Genomic DNA, 16,601 nt, shown 5'->3' on the forward strand with positions numbered 1-16,601 from the left:
TTCTTTCATGGGTCTGAATATTGCTTGCAGCGTAAAGGACAAGCCGAACGCGCCCAAATTGAAAAATGTCGGTGCATTCACAAACAAAGTTATATCGACCAGGGGTTTACACCACATGCCAAGCCATTCGCCGGAAGCCAGCACGCCCGCCATCCGCGCCCGCGCACTCAACATGCGGCAGCTGGAGGTGTTCCACGCCATCATGACCACGGGCACCATCAGCGGTGCAGCCTTGGCCTTGCATGTTTCGCAGCCGGCCCTGAGTCGCGCGCTCGCACACTGCGAAGCCCGCCTGGGGTACTTGCTGTTTGAGCGGCAAGGAAGGCGGCTGCAACCCACGCCCGAAGCCCAGCGCCTGCACGAGGAGGCACGCGATCTGTACCGAGGTCTGGACCGCCTCAATACCCTGGCCCAGCGCATCGGTCAGGCGGGTGTGGACACCTTGCACCTGGCGTGCAGCGCCACGTTTGCCAACACCTTGATTCCGCAGGCACTGCAGCAGCTGATGCGCTACAGCCCACAGTTGCGCGTCGACTTTCGCACCGCGACCTATGACGAATTGCCGGAGTATTTGCTGTCTGGGCAGGCCGATGTCGGCGTTTCCCTCGTGGAGTCTAACCATCCAGGCTTGAAATCCCGCTTGATCGGGCGCCAGCACCTGGTATGCGTACTTCCGCCACAGCATCCGCTTGCGGACAGGGCGCTGGTTGATCCCGTGGAGCTGTGCGAGACGGCATGGATCGGATACCCCCCAGACACCCCGCTGGGACGGCTTTGTGCCTCAGCGCTAACTATGGATGTCAGCTCGGCGAGTATTCAGGTACGGTCGCCCGCCATTGCACTCAGCTGCGTTCAGACCGGCTTGGGGGCCGCCATCGTGGACGCTTCGTGCATCCCACCCATTCCCCGAGACGACATCGTCGTCAGGCCGTTGACGGCTGACGTGTACTCCGACATCTGGGCCATCACCTCCGCCCGGCAGCCTTGCGCGGCAGCAGGCCAGCAGTTCATCGACGCGCTGCATGCGGTACTCAGGCAGTTGAGTGCCTCTGCACCTTAACCGCCCGCAGCCAGGAGGCCGGGCACTGCCTGAGGATTTTTTCAGGCCCCCGCGCCCGGGATCGAAGGAGAGGCTCGGGGCCGGCCTTCAAGAAAACGTCAAATCCAAGCCCATCGTTCGTACCAGCGTGAAAGTCAGCAGCCCCAGCAACATCAATGCCGCCATGAAAATGGCCGCCACCTTGCCACCAGCGCGCAGCACCGCGCGCGGGTTGCCGCCTTTTTTGCCCTGGTCGTAATGCCACTTGATGGCAAAGAACATGCAGGTGCTGAACATGCCCAGCTTGAAGATCACGAAGACTACGGGGATCCAATCGATCATTTTGCGAATTTCCAGCCAATGACTTGGCACTGTCCGGGCCTCTGCGAAGCAAGAGGCCACCACGCCAGCGATTGCCATACCAGCATGGGCCGCTGCACGTTCTGGTGCATATTACGCAAAAGCAATTTCCATACATGCGGACAAATTGTCCCAGGGACCGTTTGCAGTACCCTCGCCCAACGGGATGGAGGCGGATCGCCGAAACCGCATTCAGACCGGGGCGGTGCGTTTTGCAGAGGATTCCAGCCGTCCGTACATCCATACATTCCCAGAGCAAAACCATGCAAGAAGATGAGACCCTCCGCTGGCTGCCGCGATTGGCTGCGCGTGGCGGGCCGCGCTTTTTGCAGATTGCCGATGCCTTGCAGAGCGCCGTGGCCGATGGACTGCTGAAACCCGGGGACCGGCTGCCGCCGCAGCGCCACCTGGCAGCCTTGCTGGATGTGGACCTGACCACCATCACCCGTGCTTACGACGAGGCCAGGCGCCGCCATCTGCTTGAAGGGCGTGGCGCCCGGGGTACCTATGTGGCGGCTCCCAAGGTCGAACTGACGGCGGTGCTCGACCTGGGCATGAACACCCCGCCGCCGCCAGCGGGCCTGGATTTCGACGACCTCCTCAAGCAAGGCCTGTCGCAGGTGCTGATGGGCGCGGATGCAGCCCTGCTGATGACCTACCACCTGGGCGGCGGCAGCGATGTGGACCGCCAGGCCGGCGCCCAGTGGCTCCAGCCGATGTTTGGGCCGGTCGATGCCGAGCAACTGGTCGTCTGCCCCGGCGCGCAAGCGGCGATTGCTGCGTCCATCCTGGCGCTGACCGAGCCCGGCGATGTGATCCTGGCCGAGCCCGTGGGTTACCCGGGTCTGCGCTCGGCTGCCACGCAGTTGGGCCGGCAGCTCGTCGCCGTGCCCGCTGACCAGCATGGCATGCGGCCCGATAGCCTGGAACAGGCCTGCCGCCAGCACCAGCCGGCACTGCTCTACCTCAATCCCACGTTGCAGAACCCCACCGCCATCACGATGCCGCTGGCCCGCCGCCAGGCGCTGCTTGCCATCGCGCAGCGCTGCAAGGTGCGCATCGTTGAAGACGATCCCTACTGGCTGCTGGCCGAGGCGCCACCGCCGCCGCTGGCACGCCTGGCACCAGAGCAGGTGCTCTATATCTCCACCTTGTCCAAATGCCTGACCCCTGGGCTGCGCGTGGCCTTTGTGCTGGTGCGCGATCCTGTGCTGCGCGAGCGCTTTCAGGCCGCCTTGCGCTCCTTTGCGCTGATGGTCTCGCCGCTGTCGGCCGCGCTGGCCACACAGTGGATTCTGGGCGGCTCGGCCTACGGGCTGATGGAGGGGGTGCGCAAGGAAGCCCGCCTGCGCCACCGCATGGCGCGCGATCTTCTCGCCGGCCGCTACAGCGGCGCGGGCGATGGCTTGCACGTCTGGCTGGAACTGCCCAGGTATTGGAGCCCTTCCCAGCTCGCGCAAGCGGCGCACAGCGAGGGCATCGCCATCACCCCGGCAGAGGCCTTCGCCACCGATCCAACCGGCACCCACACGGTCCATGCCATACGCATCTCGCTGGGCAGCATCAAAGACAGGAGCCGCCTCCAGGCCGGGCTGCAGCGCCTGTCGCAGCTGCTGGCACGGCGGCCGGATGCGTTCAGCGCTGCCGTGGTTTAACGGCCTATCCAACCCAATCCCATGAACCTGCGCCCCGCCGATCACAGCGATCTTCCCACGCTCTTTGCCATCCACCGGTCGGTGCTCCGCGCGCGCATCGAGCAGCTCTGGGGCTGGGATGAAGCCTGGCAGCGCCAGAACTTTTCGGCCGAGTGCGCGGCTGCCGTCACCTCGGTGGTCGAGGTCGATGGCCAGACCATCGGTTACCTGCAGGTCCTGGAGCAGGAAAGCCACCTCTATGTGCAGAACATCGCCTTGTCTGCGGACCACCAGGGCCAAGGCATCGGCAGCCAGTTGTTGAAAGACCTGCAATTGCAGGCCGCAGCCCGGCGCCTGCCGCTTCGTTTGGGCGCCTTCCGCAGCAATGCTGCGGCGCTCAGCCTGTACCAGCGCCTGGGCTTCAGGCAGACAGGCGAGACACCGACGCATACGGAGATGGAGTGGACCGCAGACGAGCCAGACATGCCCGCAGCGGAAGACAACAACGCCGTGCTCCAGCACTACTTCAACGCCTCTGCACCGCTGCTTGCACGCCACCCCCAGCTGCTTGCACCCAGTGAAGTGCTGGAACAAACCGCGCAACTCGGCTTCCACCCGCTGGTCCAACAGCTGGGCTGCTACGTGCTGGACGATGCAAACACCAGTGACCACCACCTTCTGGCCACCCGCTCACCACTGGCAGGCTGTGTGGTCTTCCTCAGCCACGATGGCGATACGCGTGCCGTCTTCGATTCTGCGGCGAGCTTTCTGGTGGCGGTGCAGGAAGCACAGCCAAGCGACCAGGAAGTTCCGGACCTGCATCCCCTGCTATCCCCGCTGGCCCAGGACCAGGCAGCATTGGCTGCATTCATGCACCAGCTGCTGGATGACCAAACGTTGAATGAAGTGTTGGTTGCGCTAATCCCCTCTCTCAATCTGCAAGACACAGCATTGCTGCGCAGGCTGCTGGACGATGAGGACTTCTACCTCGGCGAGGCCGTGGCGATGGCCATCGAAAAACGCCCTAGCCCAGCACTGCTACCACTGGCCCAACAGGCCGCAGCGCATGCACATCCACAGGTTGCTCGGGCGGGAAAGCTTGCCGTTCAACGGATCCATCAGCTGGGCCAGCGCCCTCGGTAAATCGCCTCTGCACTGCCAACGCTATAATCTGCCCGTCGAAAAAGGCAGACTTGGTTTGGTAAGCCCAAGTCCTTCCGCACGGAAGCGCTGACTCTGCCCGCGCATGGGTCCCCGCGACGAACTTGCACCGCATCTTGATGCGGCCATCGGTTCGTTCCAGGGGTTCTCAAGACAAGGAATCACTCCGGCCGAACGGTCAACCGAGCGAGGACATGTCCATGCCTACGATCTCCCATTACGACGTCATCATTGTTGGCGCAGGCCGCGTGGGTCTGCTGCTCAGCTGCGAGCTGCGGCTCGCCCATTGCTCCGTGCTGGTGCTGGAGCAGGCTCCCGATGCGCACGCCGCCCTCAAGCAAGCGCCCTTTGGCATTCGCGGCCTCAATATCCCTTCGCTGGAGGCGCTGCAGCGCCGGGGCTTGCTGGATGCCGTTACCGCGCCCGTGCACAGCGACAGCGCCCTTGCTGCATCGCGCCCCCACTGGATGCAGCATGCGCGCCGGCCCGGCGGGCACTTTGCGGGCATGCAGTTCTTCCAGGACCAGATCGACACCGCCGCCTGGCCCTACCGCCTGCCCAGCCGCGCCAGCGAAAGCATGCCCACAACGATGGAGCGCCTCGAATCGGTGCTGGCGCAGCGTGCGGCAGAGCTGGGCGTGGAAGTGCGCCGAGGGGTGCGCGTGACCGATATGGCGCAGTGGCCCGACGGCGTGCAGGTGCAAGCCGGTGGTGCGCAGCTGCAAGGCCACTGGCTGGTCGGCTGCGATGGTGGCCGCAGCCTGGTCCGCAAAGCCGCCGGTTTTGACTTTGCCGGCACCGGGCCCGAGTTCACCGGTTACTCGGTAGAAGCCACGCTGGAGAACAGCACCGGCCTCAGGCCCGGCCGCCATTACACGGCCACGGGCATGTACACCTTCCAGCCGCCCGGCACCATCGCGATGGTCGATTTTGATGGCGGCGCGTTCCACGGCAGCACCCCCATCACTGCCGAGCATGTGCAAACGGTGCTGCGCCGGGTCAGCGGCACGGATGTCCGGGTCCCATCGCTGCAACTCGCATCCACCTGGACCGACCGCGCCCGCCAGGCCACCCGCTACCGCCAGGGCCGCGTGCTGCTGGCGGGAGATGCCGCCCATATCCACTCGCCGTTGGGCGGCCAGGGCCTCAACCTCGGTATTGGCGATGCGATGAACCTGGGCTGGAAGCTCGCCGCCACCGTCCGTGGCGGTGCGCCAGCAGGCTTGCTGGACAGCTATACCGCCGAGCGCCACCCCGTTGGCGCCCAGGTGCTGGACTGGTCCCGCGCCCAGGTCGCGCTGATGCGCCCCAGCCCCGCCACACGCGCCCTTGCCGATATCGTGCGCGACCTGATCGCCACCCGCGATGGCGCCACCTATTTCGCCGACCGCGTCTGGGGCGCCACCCTGCGCTATGACCTGGGCGACCCCCACCCCTTGGTCGGCCGCAGCGCGCCAGACTTTGCGCTGGCCGATGGCTCGACCCTTGCGAGCCATCTGCAGACTGGTCAAGGGCTGCTGCTGGACTTTGATACCGCTGCACCTTTGCGTGGCCTGGCGATGGGATGGCAGGGCCGGCTCCGCTATATCGCCAGCCCTGCAGCTGATGAACTGGGCTTGACATCGCTGCTGGTCCGCCCGGACGGTATTGTGGTCTGGGTGGCTGACGGTGTGGCGCAGTCGGAACCAGCCTCAGCAGCTATCCAGCGCTGGTTTGGCACCACCCCATAGCGCTACTGCACTGGCTGTGAGCCGGACCTCAATCCGGCTCCGGCCAGAACATCTTTCTGACTTTGTCGTTGAAGTAAGGCAGCATCAAGGTCAACCCACCCAAGGCATTGGCCAGAAAGTCCAGCACCTGGGCCCAGGACGACTCCACCGACAGCCAGTTGTTGCCGACGATGAACAGCAAGCCGCAGGCGGTCGTGACCAGGTTGAGCGCAGGCGCCCAGGGGCGAAAGCGCATGCAGCCATAAAAGCCGGCCGTCCAGCCCACGATGATCAGGCACAGCAGCACCACCATCTCCCCCTCCAGCGCCATCGGGTCCCGCAGCGGGTGTTGTGAGGACAGCAGCTCGGTGCGGAAATCCATGCGGATCGACAGCACCAACAGGAGGACGGTGGCGATGACGAGCAGGCGGTAGCGGTTTTGGGTCATGGGGTTCCAGCCAATAGAGCAGGTTGGCCCGTGCCTCAGGCGGAGGGCGCATTCAACACCGCTTCATACTGCAGCAGATCCGCTGGCGAGAAGCAGCAGAAGACCACCTCTGCAATGGAGGTCTGTGGCGGCAGGCTTTCCCGAACCGTGCGCACAGCCACTTGGGCAGCCAACGCCAACGGATAGCCATAAATGCCCGTGCTGATGCTTGGAAAAGCGATGGAAGTCACCGACTTTTCTTCGGCCAGTGCCATACAACGGCGGTAGCAAGCGGCCAGCAGCTCTGGCTCGCCATGGTCCCCGCCGCGCCACACGGGCCCCACCGTGTGGATGATGTAGTCCGCATGCAGCCGGTAGGCCTGGGTCAGCTTGGCGTCTCCCGTTTTGCAGCCACCCAGCAGCCGGCATTCGTGCACCAGCTCCGGGCCTGCTGCCCGGTGGATGGCGCCATCCACCCCGCCGCCGCCCAGCAGCGATGAGTTGGCGGCGTTCACCACCGCTCCCACATGGAGCGGGGTGATATCGGATTGGACGGCGTGCAGACGTGTGGACATGGGCGTGCAGTTCAAAGGGGGAAAATCAACGGCCTGGCAAAGGACAGAAGGCCCTGCAACAGAACAAGCCTCCTTTATAGCAATAGGCGGGGGCAGGCTGGCGCTTCGTGCCAGCGCGTGTCCCGGATCAGCGAGAAGCCATGCCCGCCACCATGCTGGCGGCCGCTATCCACGCCCCATACGCAGTAGAATGGCCCGCACTTGTTGCAAAGAAGCCGGTGACAATCCGGCACGGTCGCGCCACTGTATCGCTGCCGCAGGCCCTGGGCTCGCCCCAGGTCTGCGCTGCCAAGTCAGACCTTTGTGCCAAGCCACCCCCTGAACCAGCTCCCACCGGCATCCGCCCGCTGGTTTGCCTAGGACGCGTTTTTCCTGGAGTTCCGATGCAGACACCTGCCCCCAGCCGCCGCTTGGCGCTGCCCCTTCCCCCTGCGCTTTGGCGCACCAGCCTGGCCTTGCCGTTGGCCCCGCGCTGCGGCCGCTAGGCCATCCGCGCCTCCCTTTTTGTTCCAGACTGCCGCACGCACCACGCCCACCGGCCCCGCCCCAGGCTTGCCCGGCAGCCCGCCCCCCTTTCCTTGGAGACCTCCCCATGCGCACCAGCCAGAAGATCCCAGCCACCATCGTCACCGGCTTTCTGGGCAGCGGCAAAACCACCTTGCTGCGCCACATCCTGTCCAACGCCAATGGCCGCCGCATCGCGGTGATCGTCAATGAGTTCGGCGAGCTGGGCATCGATGGCGAGATTCTGCGCGGCTGCGGCATTGGCTGCGATGACGACGGCGCCGAGCAGGCCGGCCAGCTCTATGAACTGGCCAATGGCTGCATGTGCTGCACCGTGCAGGAAGAGTTCTACCCGGTGATGCGCAAGCTCATCGAGCGCCGTGGCGATATCGACCACATCCTCATCGAGACCAGCGGCCTGGCGCTGCCCAAGCCCCTGGTGCAGGCCTTCAACTGGCCAGAGATCAAGAATGCATGCACGGTCGATGCAGTGATCACCGTCGTCGATGTGCCCGCCGCCGCAGCCGGCCAGTTCGCCGCCAACCCCGCTGCGGTCGATCTGCAGCGCAAGCAGGACCCGAACCTCGACCACGAATCGCCGCTGCACGAGCTGTTCGAAGACCAGCTCATCTCCGCCGACCTGGTGGTGCTGAGCAAGCTCGACCAGGCCAGCGCCGCCGACCGCGCCGCCGTCGAGGCGCTGGTGCGCGAAGACATTCCGCCCGCTGTCAAGATCGTCGCTGCCGACCATGGCCGCATCGACCTGGATGTGGTGCTGGGCCTGTCCAGCGCGTCCGAGGAAAGCATCGAGTCGCGCAAGGGCCACCATGAGCACGAAGCCGGCCATGTGCATGACGAGCACGACCATGACGATTTCGACTCTGTGGTTGTGCAGCTGGGCGAAGTGGACCGCGAAGCACTGCTGGCCCAGCTGGCCGAGGTGGTTGCCGAGCAGACCGTCTACCGTATCAAAGGCTTTGTGGCCCTGCCCAGCAAGCCGATGCGCCTGGTGGTGCATGGCGTGGGCAAGCGCTTTGACAGCTACTTTGACCGCCCCTGGCGCGCCGATGAAAAGCGTGGCAGCCACCTGGTCTTCATCGGCCATGACCTGGACGAGGCCGCCATCCGCGCCCAGCTCGCCGCCAGCCCGGTCGGAGCGCGCTGATGCATTTGCTCGCGGTCCAGCCCGGTGGTTTTGTCGACGACGAGGCCTTTGTCTCCAGCCTGGGGCAAAGCCCGGCCGACATCGTGGTCCTGAGCGCCGCAGACACCACCCTGGCCCTGCTCGCGCAAGCCTATGCGCAGTTGCGGGCCGGCATGGATGGCGAGCAACTGCCCAGCGTGCGGCTGGCCAATCTGATGTACCTGCGCCAGCCCGCATCGGTCGATCTGTATGCCGATGAGGTGCTGCAGCATGCCAAGCTCATCATCATCGACCACCTCGGCGGCGAGAGTTACTGGCCCTATGGCACCGAGCGGGTCATGTCGCTGTGCCGCGCCCACAAGATTGCGCTGGCCATGTTCTCGGGCGACAGCAGCGAGGATGTAAACCTGCTGCAAAAAAGCACGGTGCCCCAGCAAGACTGCCGCACCTTGTGGCGCTACCTGCGCGAAGGCGGCCTGGCCAATGCGCGCGAGCTGTTCCGCTTTGTCTGGCACGGCCTGCTGGGTGGCCCGCATGCGGCACTGCCGCCGCGCCCCTTGCCAGCGGTGGCTGTGTACCACCCCAGCAGTGATGAGGCCACGGTCGCCACCTGGCAGCAGCCGGGCCCGCTGCAGTGGCAGCCCGGCGCGCCGGTGGTCATGGTGCTGTTCTACAAGGCACACCTGCAGTCGGGCAACACCCAGGTGTTTGCCGACCTGTGCCAGGCCTTGCTCGCCCAGGGCATGAACCCGCTGCCGCTGGCCTTGCAATCGCTCAAGGATGCCGGCTGCCTGGCGGCCTTGCAGGCGCTGTGCACCAGCGAAGAGGTCGCGCTGATCCTCAACACCACCGCCTTCTCGCAGGCTTCGCTCGATACCCCCGGCGACCATGCACTGGCCGGCGATATCCCCGTGCTGCAGCTGATCCTGTCGGGCAGCAACGAGCAGACCTGGCTGGACAGCACCCATGGCCTGCAGCCGCGCGATATTGCGATGCATGTGGCAATGCCCGAGGTCGACGGCCGCATCATCACGCGGGCCATCAGCTTCAAGGGCCTGTCGCACCGCAGCGATCTGACGCAATCGGACGTCGTGCAGTACCAGGCCCATCCCGAGCGCATGGGCTTTGTGGTGGAACTGGCCCAGCGCTGGTGCCAGCTGCGCCGCAAACCCAATGCCGACAAGCGCCTGGCCCTGGTGCTGGCCAACTACCCCAGCAGCGAAGGCCGTATCGGCAATGGCGTGGGGCTGGATACCCCCGCCTCCGTGATCGAAATCCTGCGCGCGCTGGCGGCCGATGGCTATGCCGTCGATGCCATGCCCGCCGACAGCCAGGCGCTGATGGAGCTGCTGCAGCAAGGCATCACCAATGCGCCCGACTCCTGGGCCACGCGCGCCGCCTGGCAAAGCCTGAGCCTGGACGACTACCTGCAGTACTTCAGCACCCTGCCAGCGGCCAACCAGCAAGCCATCACCGAGCGCTGGGGCGCGCCCGCGCAAGACCCGATGCTGCGCGAAGACCGCTTCATGGTGTCCGGTCTGCGCCTGGGCCAGGTCTTTGTCGGCGTGCAGCCAGCACGCGGCTACCAGCTCGATGCGCTGGCCGCCTACCACGACCCGGATTTGGTGCCACCGCATTACTACCTGGCCTTCTACCACTGGCTGCGCAGCCAGTGGCAGGCCGATGCAATGGTGCATGTCGGCAAGCACGGCAACCTCGAATGGCTGCCCGGCAAGAGCGTGGCGCTGTCAGCCAACTGCTGGCCCGATCTGGTGCTGGGCCCCCTGCCCCACCTCTACCCCTTTATCGTCAACGACCCCGGCGAAGGCACGCAGGCCAAGCGCCGTGCGCAGGCCGTGATCATTGACCACCTGATGCCCCCGCTCACCCGTGCCGAGAGCTATGGGCCCACGCGCGATCTGGAGCGCATGGTGGACGAGTACTACGAGGCTGCGACGCTGGACCACAAGCGTGCGCAAATCCTGCGCCAGCAGATCCTCGCCCACATCGTGCAGCACGACCTGCACCAGGATCTGGGCCTGCAGGCCCCCGGCAGCGACGAGGAGGAGCAGCAGCTGCTCAACCGCACCGATGCCTACCTCTGCGAGCTGAAAGAAAGCCAGATCCGCGACGGCCTGCATATCTTCGGCGTCTCGCCCGCCGGCCGGCTGGAGACCGACACCCTGCTCGCGTTGGCACGCCACCCGGTGGGCGGTGGCAAGGGCGCGAACCAAAGCCTGGTGCGCGCACTGGCCCGCGACCTGGGCCTGGACTTTGACCCGCTCGATGCCGACTGGGCCGCAGCCTGGACCGGCCCGCGCCCCGCCCTGCTTCAAGACCTTCAAGACCTGCACGACCAACCCTGGCGCCACCATGGCGACACGCGCGAGCGCCTGGAGCTGCTGGCCTTGCAGATCCTGGCCCCAGGCGCCGCCTTGCCGCCCGCACTGGCCGAGCTGGCCGACGGCCACACCCAGGCCGTGCTGCGCCGGGTGCAGCAGGATCTGCGCCCGCGCCTGGCCGCCTGTGGCCCGCAAGAGCTGCAGCAACTGCTGCGCGGCCTGGCGGGGCGCTTTGTGCCCGCCGGCCCCAGCGGCGCGCCCACACGCGGCAGGCCCGATGTGCTGCCCACCGGCCGCAATTTCTTCTCGGTCGATACCCGGGCCATCCCCACGCAAACCAGCTGGGGCATGGGATTCAAATCTGCGCAACTGCTGGTCGAGCGCTATACCCAGGAGCATGGCGAATACCCCGTCACCATCGGCCTGTCGGTGTGGGGCACGGCAACGATGCGCACCGGCGGCGACGATATCTCGCAGGCCTTTGCGCTGATGGGCGTACGCCCCACCTGGGCCGATGGCAGCTGGCGGGTCAGCGATTTTGAAGTGCTGCCGCTGCATGTGCTGGGCCGCCCCCGGGTGGATGTGACCCTGCGCGTCTCGGGCTTTTTCCGGGATGCGTTCAGCAATGTGATTCGCCTGTTTGACGCCGCCGTGCAAAAAGTGGCGGCGCTGGAGGATGAAGACGCCACGCAGAACCCGATCCGCGCCCGCGTGCTGGCCGAGGCCGCACAGCTGCAGCAGCAGGGGCTGGATGCCAAAGAGGCGCGCCACCAGGCCGGCCTGCGCGTGTTTGGCGCCAAGCCCGGCAGCTATGGCGCCGGCCTGCAGGGCCTGATCGACAGCGGCCAGTGGCAAAGCGATGAAGACCTGGCCACCGCCTACCGCAACTGGGGCGCCTATGCCTACGGCCAGCACGACGAAGGCAGCCAGGTGCCCGAGACCTTTGTGCGCCGCCTATCCGAGATGCAGCTGGTGCTGCACAACCAGGACAACCGCGAGCACGATGTGCTCGACTCCGGCGACTACTACCAGTTCCAGGGCGGCATGGCCGCTGCCGTGCGCCACTACAGCGGCCAGCAGCCGGCCATGTACTTTGGCGACCACAGCAATCCCGAGTCGCCACGCATGCGCAGCCTGCAAGAAGAGATCAGCCGCGTGGTGCGCGCGCGTGCCACCAACCCCAAGTGGATCGAGGGCGTGCAGCGCCATGGCTACAAGGGCGCGTTCGAGATTGCCGCAACCGTGGACTATCTCTTTGCCTTTGATGCCACCGCACGCGTGGTGCGCGATGACCAATACGCCCGCGTCACCGATGCCTTTGTCGCCAATGACACCACGCGCGCCTTTATGCAGCAGCACAATCCGCAGGCCTTCCACGGCATGTGCGAGCGCCTGCTTGAAGCGATACAGCGCGGCCTGTGGCAAGAGCCCGGCGACTACCCCCAATTGCTGGAGACCCATTTGCTCGACACCGAACACCTGCTGGAGATGCGATGAGCGCCCCCACCGATCTGCATTTTCCGTTCAGCGCCATTGAGGGCCAGGCCGCGCTGCAGCAGGCCTTGCTGCTGCTGGCGGTCGATCCGCAACTGGGCGGCGTACTGGTCGAAGGCCCGCGCGGCACCGCCAAATCCACCAGCGCCCGCGCGCTGGCCGAGCTGCTGCCCAGCGGCCATTTTGTCAACCTGCCGCTGGGCACCACGGAAGAACAACTGCAAGGCGCGCTGGATCTGGAAGCCGCCTTGCAATCGTCTGCCGTGCAGTTCCGCCCCGGCCTGCTGGCCCAGGCGCACCAGGGTATTCTGTATGTGGACGAGGTCAACCTGCTGCCCGATGGCCTGGTGGACTTGCTGCTCGATGTCAGCGCCAGCGGCACCAACCGTATCGAGCGCGATGGCGTATCGCACCAGCATGCCGCACGCATTGCACTGATCGGCACGATGAACCCCGAAGAAGGCCAACTGCGCCCGCAGCTGCTGGACCGCTTTGGCCTGTTTGTGCGCCTGCCCAATGTGCCCGATGTGGACACGCGCAAACGCATCGTGCGTGCCCGCATGGCCTTTGATGCCGACCCGGCCCAGTTCTGCGCCCAGCATGCGCAGGCACAAGCCCAACTGCGTGAGCAGATTGCGGCCGCACGCACACAGTTGCCCCAGGTCGTCTGGCCCGATGCGGTGTTTGATGCCGTTGCGCAGCGGTGCCAGCAATCCGGTGCCGAAGGCGTGCGCGCCGACCTGGTGATGCTGCGCGCAGCCCGCGCCCAGGCAGCGCTGGCGGGCCATGACCAGGTGAGTCTGGCGGATGTGCAGGCCGTGGCTGAACTGGCACTGGCCCACCGCCGCAGTGCCGATGCGGCGCAACCGCCATCGCCCAGTGGTCAGGCCAACGATCCCAACGATCAACCAGCCCAACAGCAGCCGCAGCCGCAGCCGCAACGGCAACAGCCCAACCAGGCACCAGCCAGCAATACGGAGGCCGCCAGCAGCAGTAATAACGCCCACCACAGCCAGCCCGATGGCTGGGGCGGCATGGCCGCGCCGCGCCACACCGGTATCGAGCCCGTCAAGGCCCTGCGGCCCTTTACCGCAAAAAAAGCCTGACGCGCCTCAGCCTGGCCGGCCAGGCCAAGCTGGGGCGCGCGCAGAGCACGCAGCGTGCCGGCCGCCTGCTGGCAACGGCCAGCCAGCGCATTGACTGGCCCCGCAGCCTGGCCGCCAAAGGCCAGGCGCCATTGGCGCGCCCGCACCTGTGCTACCGCAAGCAGCCGGCCGGTGCGCAGCTGATGCACTGCGTGCTGCTCGACACCTCCGCCTCCATGCTGCGCGGCCAGCAGCTCGCCCGCGCCAAGGGCTACCTGCAGGCCATTGCCCAGCAGGCCTACCGCCAGCGCGACCAGCTCTGCGTGCTGGGCTTTAGCGGCGACAGCGCCTATGTGATCCAGGCAGGGGCCAAGGCGCAAGCCTTTAATGACAGCTGGATCCGCCCGATTGCGGGCGGCGGCGGCAGCCCGCTGGCCAGCGCCATCAGCTTGCTGGAGCGCCTGCTGCAGCACACCCGCCGCCAAGGCCCCGTGCATGCCTGCGTCTGGCTGCTGACCGATGGCCGTTTTGCCCAGGTGCCCGAGCGCCCCAACGGTGCCGGGCAGATCACCGTGGTGGGTTTTGACCAGGGCGGCCTGCCCTTGCAGCTGAGCCAGCGCCTGGCAGCGCGCTGGCAGGCCGATTGGGTGCCAGCCTGAGCCAGTGCGTTGCACCGCCGTAGCATCTCATTGACCTTACAAATCCTCTTGCTGCATGCAAATGGAGCACCGACCTCGCCCTGTTGTCGGTTCTCCGTGCGTTTTGAATTTTTCTCACTGAAGTTTGAACTTGGGGCGCTCTGAGCTCACCCAGAGGGCATGCCGGGGCGACTTTCAGCTTGTCGCGGCCCGTGTGGTTGCAGCGAGGCTGCTGTTTCGCTTGGTCAATTTGAAGATAGGATGGCTGCTATCGGCCACTACCGGACGCTCGCAAAATGTGGCTTCTGGATCGGCCAACCCAGAAGTCCTGCCGCGCTTCGATGGAGCTCAATGGCGCTTAACGTGCCTGAACAGAAGACCGGTAGGCGACTCGCGACGGGCCTTGTCCTCAGCCGCAATCTGTTTGAACTTGGTCTTGATTTCCCTTAGGTTCGGTAATCCCGCCACGCCGAGAACGCCTGAGATCGCGCCAAGGGTCACGTTTCCCGTCAAGGCCGCAGCAACTGCCACAACCCCAGTCGCCGTGCATGCACCAACGTCAATGCCATAAAGCTTGAGTTTCTTGTTTCTGGCTTCTCTCAGCGCCTCCTGATGCTTGCGGAACGCTGCGTCGAGGTTCTCCACAACCTGATCAGCGGTGCGGAAGTAGTTGTCAGGATTTAGTCCAATCAGATTCGAGACGCCTTGTCCTAACAGCTCGCGCAGGTCGTTCGCCAAGCCGCGCTTTCGAATCTCCAGCACGGTTTGGGGGGGGACGTTACCGAGCCATTCGAGGTTGTTGTGTGCTTCAGCAACCAAAGCGCGTACGACGTGCATGCTATGGCGGCCTGTCAGGTCATTCTCCGACCGCCCCCCCTGATACTCCAACATCCAAGTGTAGTGAAGCCACGAGGTCTCAGCATTGATGAGGGGCGATCCGCGAAAGTGATGTGCAGCCTGTTGAGCACCGACTGCCTGTGGCATCTGGCCTATGCTGGATGCGAAGAGGTGGTAGCCCGCGTTCGGCACATCCATTCCCGGAAGATGAGCGTTTTCCTTCATGGAGCGTGCAAGCTGCTCGCGGGGATTACCACCCCAGTCCGTGTCAAATATCAGGCGGTCTGGACGCTTCACCTCCTTCAACACTTGCTCAATAGTCTTGAGGTGAACGCAGAATTCATGAAGCTCCTCAATGCTCTCGAAGGTGCGATCGAACAGGTATTGCGCGTGCGCGCAAATGGCAGGTGTGGCCCTAACAATCAGCTCATTTCGATCATTGTCATCGGAATCATCGGGATTCGGGACAATCATTGCGATTGGTGGATCGACATCGGCAAGGGCAATATCTCTGTACGTCATTGCGGTGAGCACGTGCTTGATGACCAGCTTTATCAACTGATCGGAAGGCGCAGCCTTCAGCATCGCGCCCAGCCGTGTGATGGGGCAAGGCAGGATGATCGTATCGACATACAACCCCGCTGTTGAAACTGCGTTCTCCCAATGGGCCGGGAAGATATCGCCTGCGAACACAGCTTTGAGTTGCTGACTATCTTGAAGGTGATAACCAGCCGCGTCGCCTACAGATGACCAAAACTCTCGAACTACGTCGACCATCTCCGGCAGTGCTTTAGCGAGGCTCCGTATCATGTCATCATGTTGAGATGTGATTTCAGCCGCAGCAGCCGGCGTTGCTTCAGCATTCGTCATCACGTCATAGAGCCAGCCAAATTCGCGAAAGAGGAAACCAAAGTACTCCTCTTGAACTCGAGCCAGACTGATTGACTTCTTAGCATCGTCACGTTGCTTCATCGCAATGATCGCAAGGGTCATTGCGCGGACGCGACCATCCAGTGACATCGGGTCGACCTTTCCATCAGGCCGCAGACGAATCGCCTCGTAGCTACGACGGAAGCCGTCCGCCAACTCCTGGCTGGCGAACTTCATCTTCCCCGCTTCCAACTGCTCCCTCAGAAGGAAGACCCGGTCTGTAAGGTCTTGAACTTCGTCTTCGGTGTACGTTCTGGATGTCATGTAACTCGTGTGCATAGCGGAGAATCAGACGATCCTACCCGAAAGATGCAGATGGCTGCCCAGGGGAACGATCAAGACCTATCGTCCACTTTTCGACGACTCGATCACCAGCTAATTGCCGTCCAAACTTGGGAGGCCGATGACAACTTAGGGTCGCAAGCCGCCATCGGAACCAGCCCGGCCAACTGGCCAGGTGGGTAGGATATTTACGCAAGCTGACATCGACCAGTTCGTTCGCAGAGCACGCTTGGATTGGCCTTTAGGAACTTTGCAAGAGTGTGAGAATGGCTGGAGCAACCGTTATCACTGATGCTGCAAATGTCCATGATCTACAAGGACACGAATTGGCAAGACCAATGAGACCCTAGAGCTGGATGGCGCCGACAACCGCCAAGTTGCCATTGACGCTGCAATACATCCTGCATTCGGTGCGCTGAACATCCCTCTCGTACATCGTC

At 64.4% G+C, this 16,601-nt stretch carries 12 protein-coding genes; 8 read left to right on the forward strand and 4 right to left on the reverse strand.

Annotated elements, in window-relative coordinates; genetic code table 11:
* The first annotated feature begins 7 nt into the window (after positions 1 to 7).
* Entirely contained in the window at positions 8 to 1,060 is a 1,053-nt protein-coding gene (locus tag AB7A72_RS00770; RefSeq protein WP_369458701.1) for a LysR family transcriptional regulator, read from the forward strand.
* Between the two features lie 87 nt (positions 1,061 to 1,147).
* Here AB7A72_RS00770 and AB7A72_RS00775 read toward each other — a convergent pair whose 3' ends face one another.
* The gene (locus tag AB7A72_RS00775) at positions 1,148 to 1,381 is read right to left on the reverse strand and encodes a hypothetical protein (RefSeq protein WP_239812669.1); all 234 of its coding nucleotides are present in this window, start codon (positions 1,379 to 1,381) and stop codon (positions 1,148 to 1,150) included.
* A gap of 281 nt (positions 1,382 to 1,662) precedes the next feature.
* Between AB7A72_RS00775 and AB7A72_RS00780 the strand changes: the two genes are divergently transcribed.
* The 3 genes from AB7A72_RS00780 (at position 1,663) to AB7A72_RS00790 (ending at position 5,924) form a co-directional block, all read left to right on the forward strand.
* Complete coding sequence (locus tag AB7A72_RS00780; RefSeq protein ID WP_369458702.1) at positions 1,663 to 3,054, forward strand: aminotransferase-like domain-containing protein; 1,392 nt, start codon at positions 1,663 to 1,665, stop codon at positions 3,052 to 3,054.
* A gap of 21 nt (positions 3,055 to 3,075) precedes the next feature.
* Positions 3,076 to 4,176: a GNAT family N-acetyltransferase gene (locus AB7A72_RS00785; RefSeq protein WP_369458703.1), complete on the forward strand. Its 1,101-nt coding sequence runs from the start codon at positions 3,076 to 3,078 to the stop codon at positions 4,174 to 4,176.
* Positions 4,177 to 4,394: 218 nt separating this feature from the next.
* Positions 4,395 to 5,924 carry an FAD-dependent monooxygenase gene (locus tag AB7A72_RS00790; RefSeq protein ID WP_407064938.1) on the forward strand — a complete coding sequence of 510 codons (1,530 nt, stop codon included), beginning with the start codon at positions 4,395 to 4,397 and terminating at the stop codon, positions 5,922 to 5,924.
* A 28-nt stretch (positions 5,925 to 5,952) separates the two neighbouring features.
* On the opposite strand, the gene AB7A72_RS00795 is transcribed toward AB7A72_RS00790, so the two are convergent.
* The gene (locus AB7A72_RS00795; protein ID WP_239811526.1) at positions 5,953 to 6,351 is read right to left on the reverse strand and encodes a hypothetical protein; all 399 of its coding nucleotides are present in this window, start codon (positions 6,349 to 6,351) and stop codon (positions 5,953 to 5,955) included.
* Between the two features lie 35 nt (positions 6,352 to 6,386).
* Complete coding sequence (locus AB7A72_RS00800) at positions 6,387 to 6,905, reverse strand: O-acetyl-ADP-ribose deacetylase (protein ID WP_369458706.1); 519 nt, start codon at positions 6,903 to 6,905, stop codon at positions 6,387 to 6,389.
* A 592-nt stretch (positions 6,906 to 7,497) separates the two neighbouring features.
* Between AB7A72_RS00800 and cobW the strand changes: the two genes are divergently transcribed.
* The 4 genes from cobW to AB7A72_RS00820 all read left to right on the forward strand — a co-directional run bounded on the left by cobW (position 7,498) and on the right by AB7A72_RS00820 (position 14,133).
* Complete coding sequence (gene cobW, locus AB7A72_RS00805) at positions 7,498 to 8,574, forward strand: cobalamin biosynthesis protein CobW (protein ID WP_369458707.1); 1,077 nt, start codon at positions 7,498 to 7,500, stop codon at positions 8,572 to 8,574.
* Positions 8,574 to 12,392, forward strand: coding sequence for a cobaltochelatase subunit CobN (gene cobN / locus AB7A72_RS00810; RefSeq protein WP_369458708.1), 3,819 nt, complete (start codon positions 8,574 to 8,576; stop codon positions 12,390 to 12,392). The genes cobW and cobN overlap by 1 nt, the downstream gene beginning before the upstream one ends.
* Positions 12,389 to 13,495: an ATP-binding protein gene (locus tag AB7A72_RS00815; RefSeq protein ID WP_369458709.1), complete on the forward strand. Its 1,107-nt coding sequence runs from the start codon at positions 12,389 to 12,391 to the stop codon at positions 13,493 to 13,495. The genes cobN and AB7A72_RS00815 overlap by 4 nt, the downstream gene beginning before the upstream one ends.
* Positions 13,496 to 13,626: 131 nt before the next feature.
* Positions 13,627 to 14,133 (forward strand): vWA domain-containing protein, encoded by a 507-nt coding sequence (locus tag AB7A72_RS00820; protein ID WP_369458710.1) that lies wholly within the window; start codon positions 13,627 to 13,629, stop codon positions 14,131 to 14,133.
* A gap of 327 nt (positions 14,134 to 14,460) precedes the next feature.
* On the opposite strand, the gene AB7A72_RS00825 is transcribed toward AB7A72_RS00820, so the two are convergent.
* A complete protein-coding gene (locus tag AB7A72_RS00825) occupies positions 14,461 to 16,143 on the reverse strand; it encodes a hypothetical protein (RefSeq protein ID WP_369458711.1) in 1,683 nt (560 codons plus the stop codon).
* Between the last annotated feature and the right edge of the window lie 458 nt (positions 16,144 to 16,601).

This window comes from Comamonas sediminis, assembly GCF_041107495.1.
In the GTDB taxonomy this organism is placed as follows: domain Bacteria; phylum Pseudomonadota; class Gammaproteobacteria; order Burkholderiales; family Burkholderiaceae_C; genus Comamonas; species Comamonas sediminis.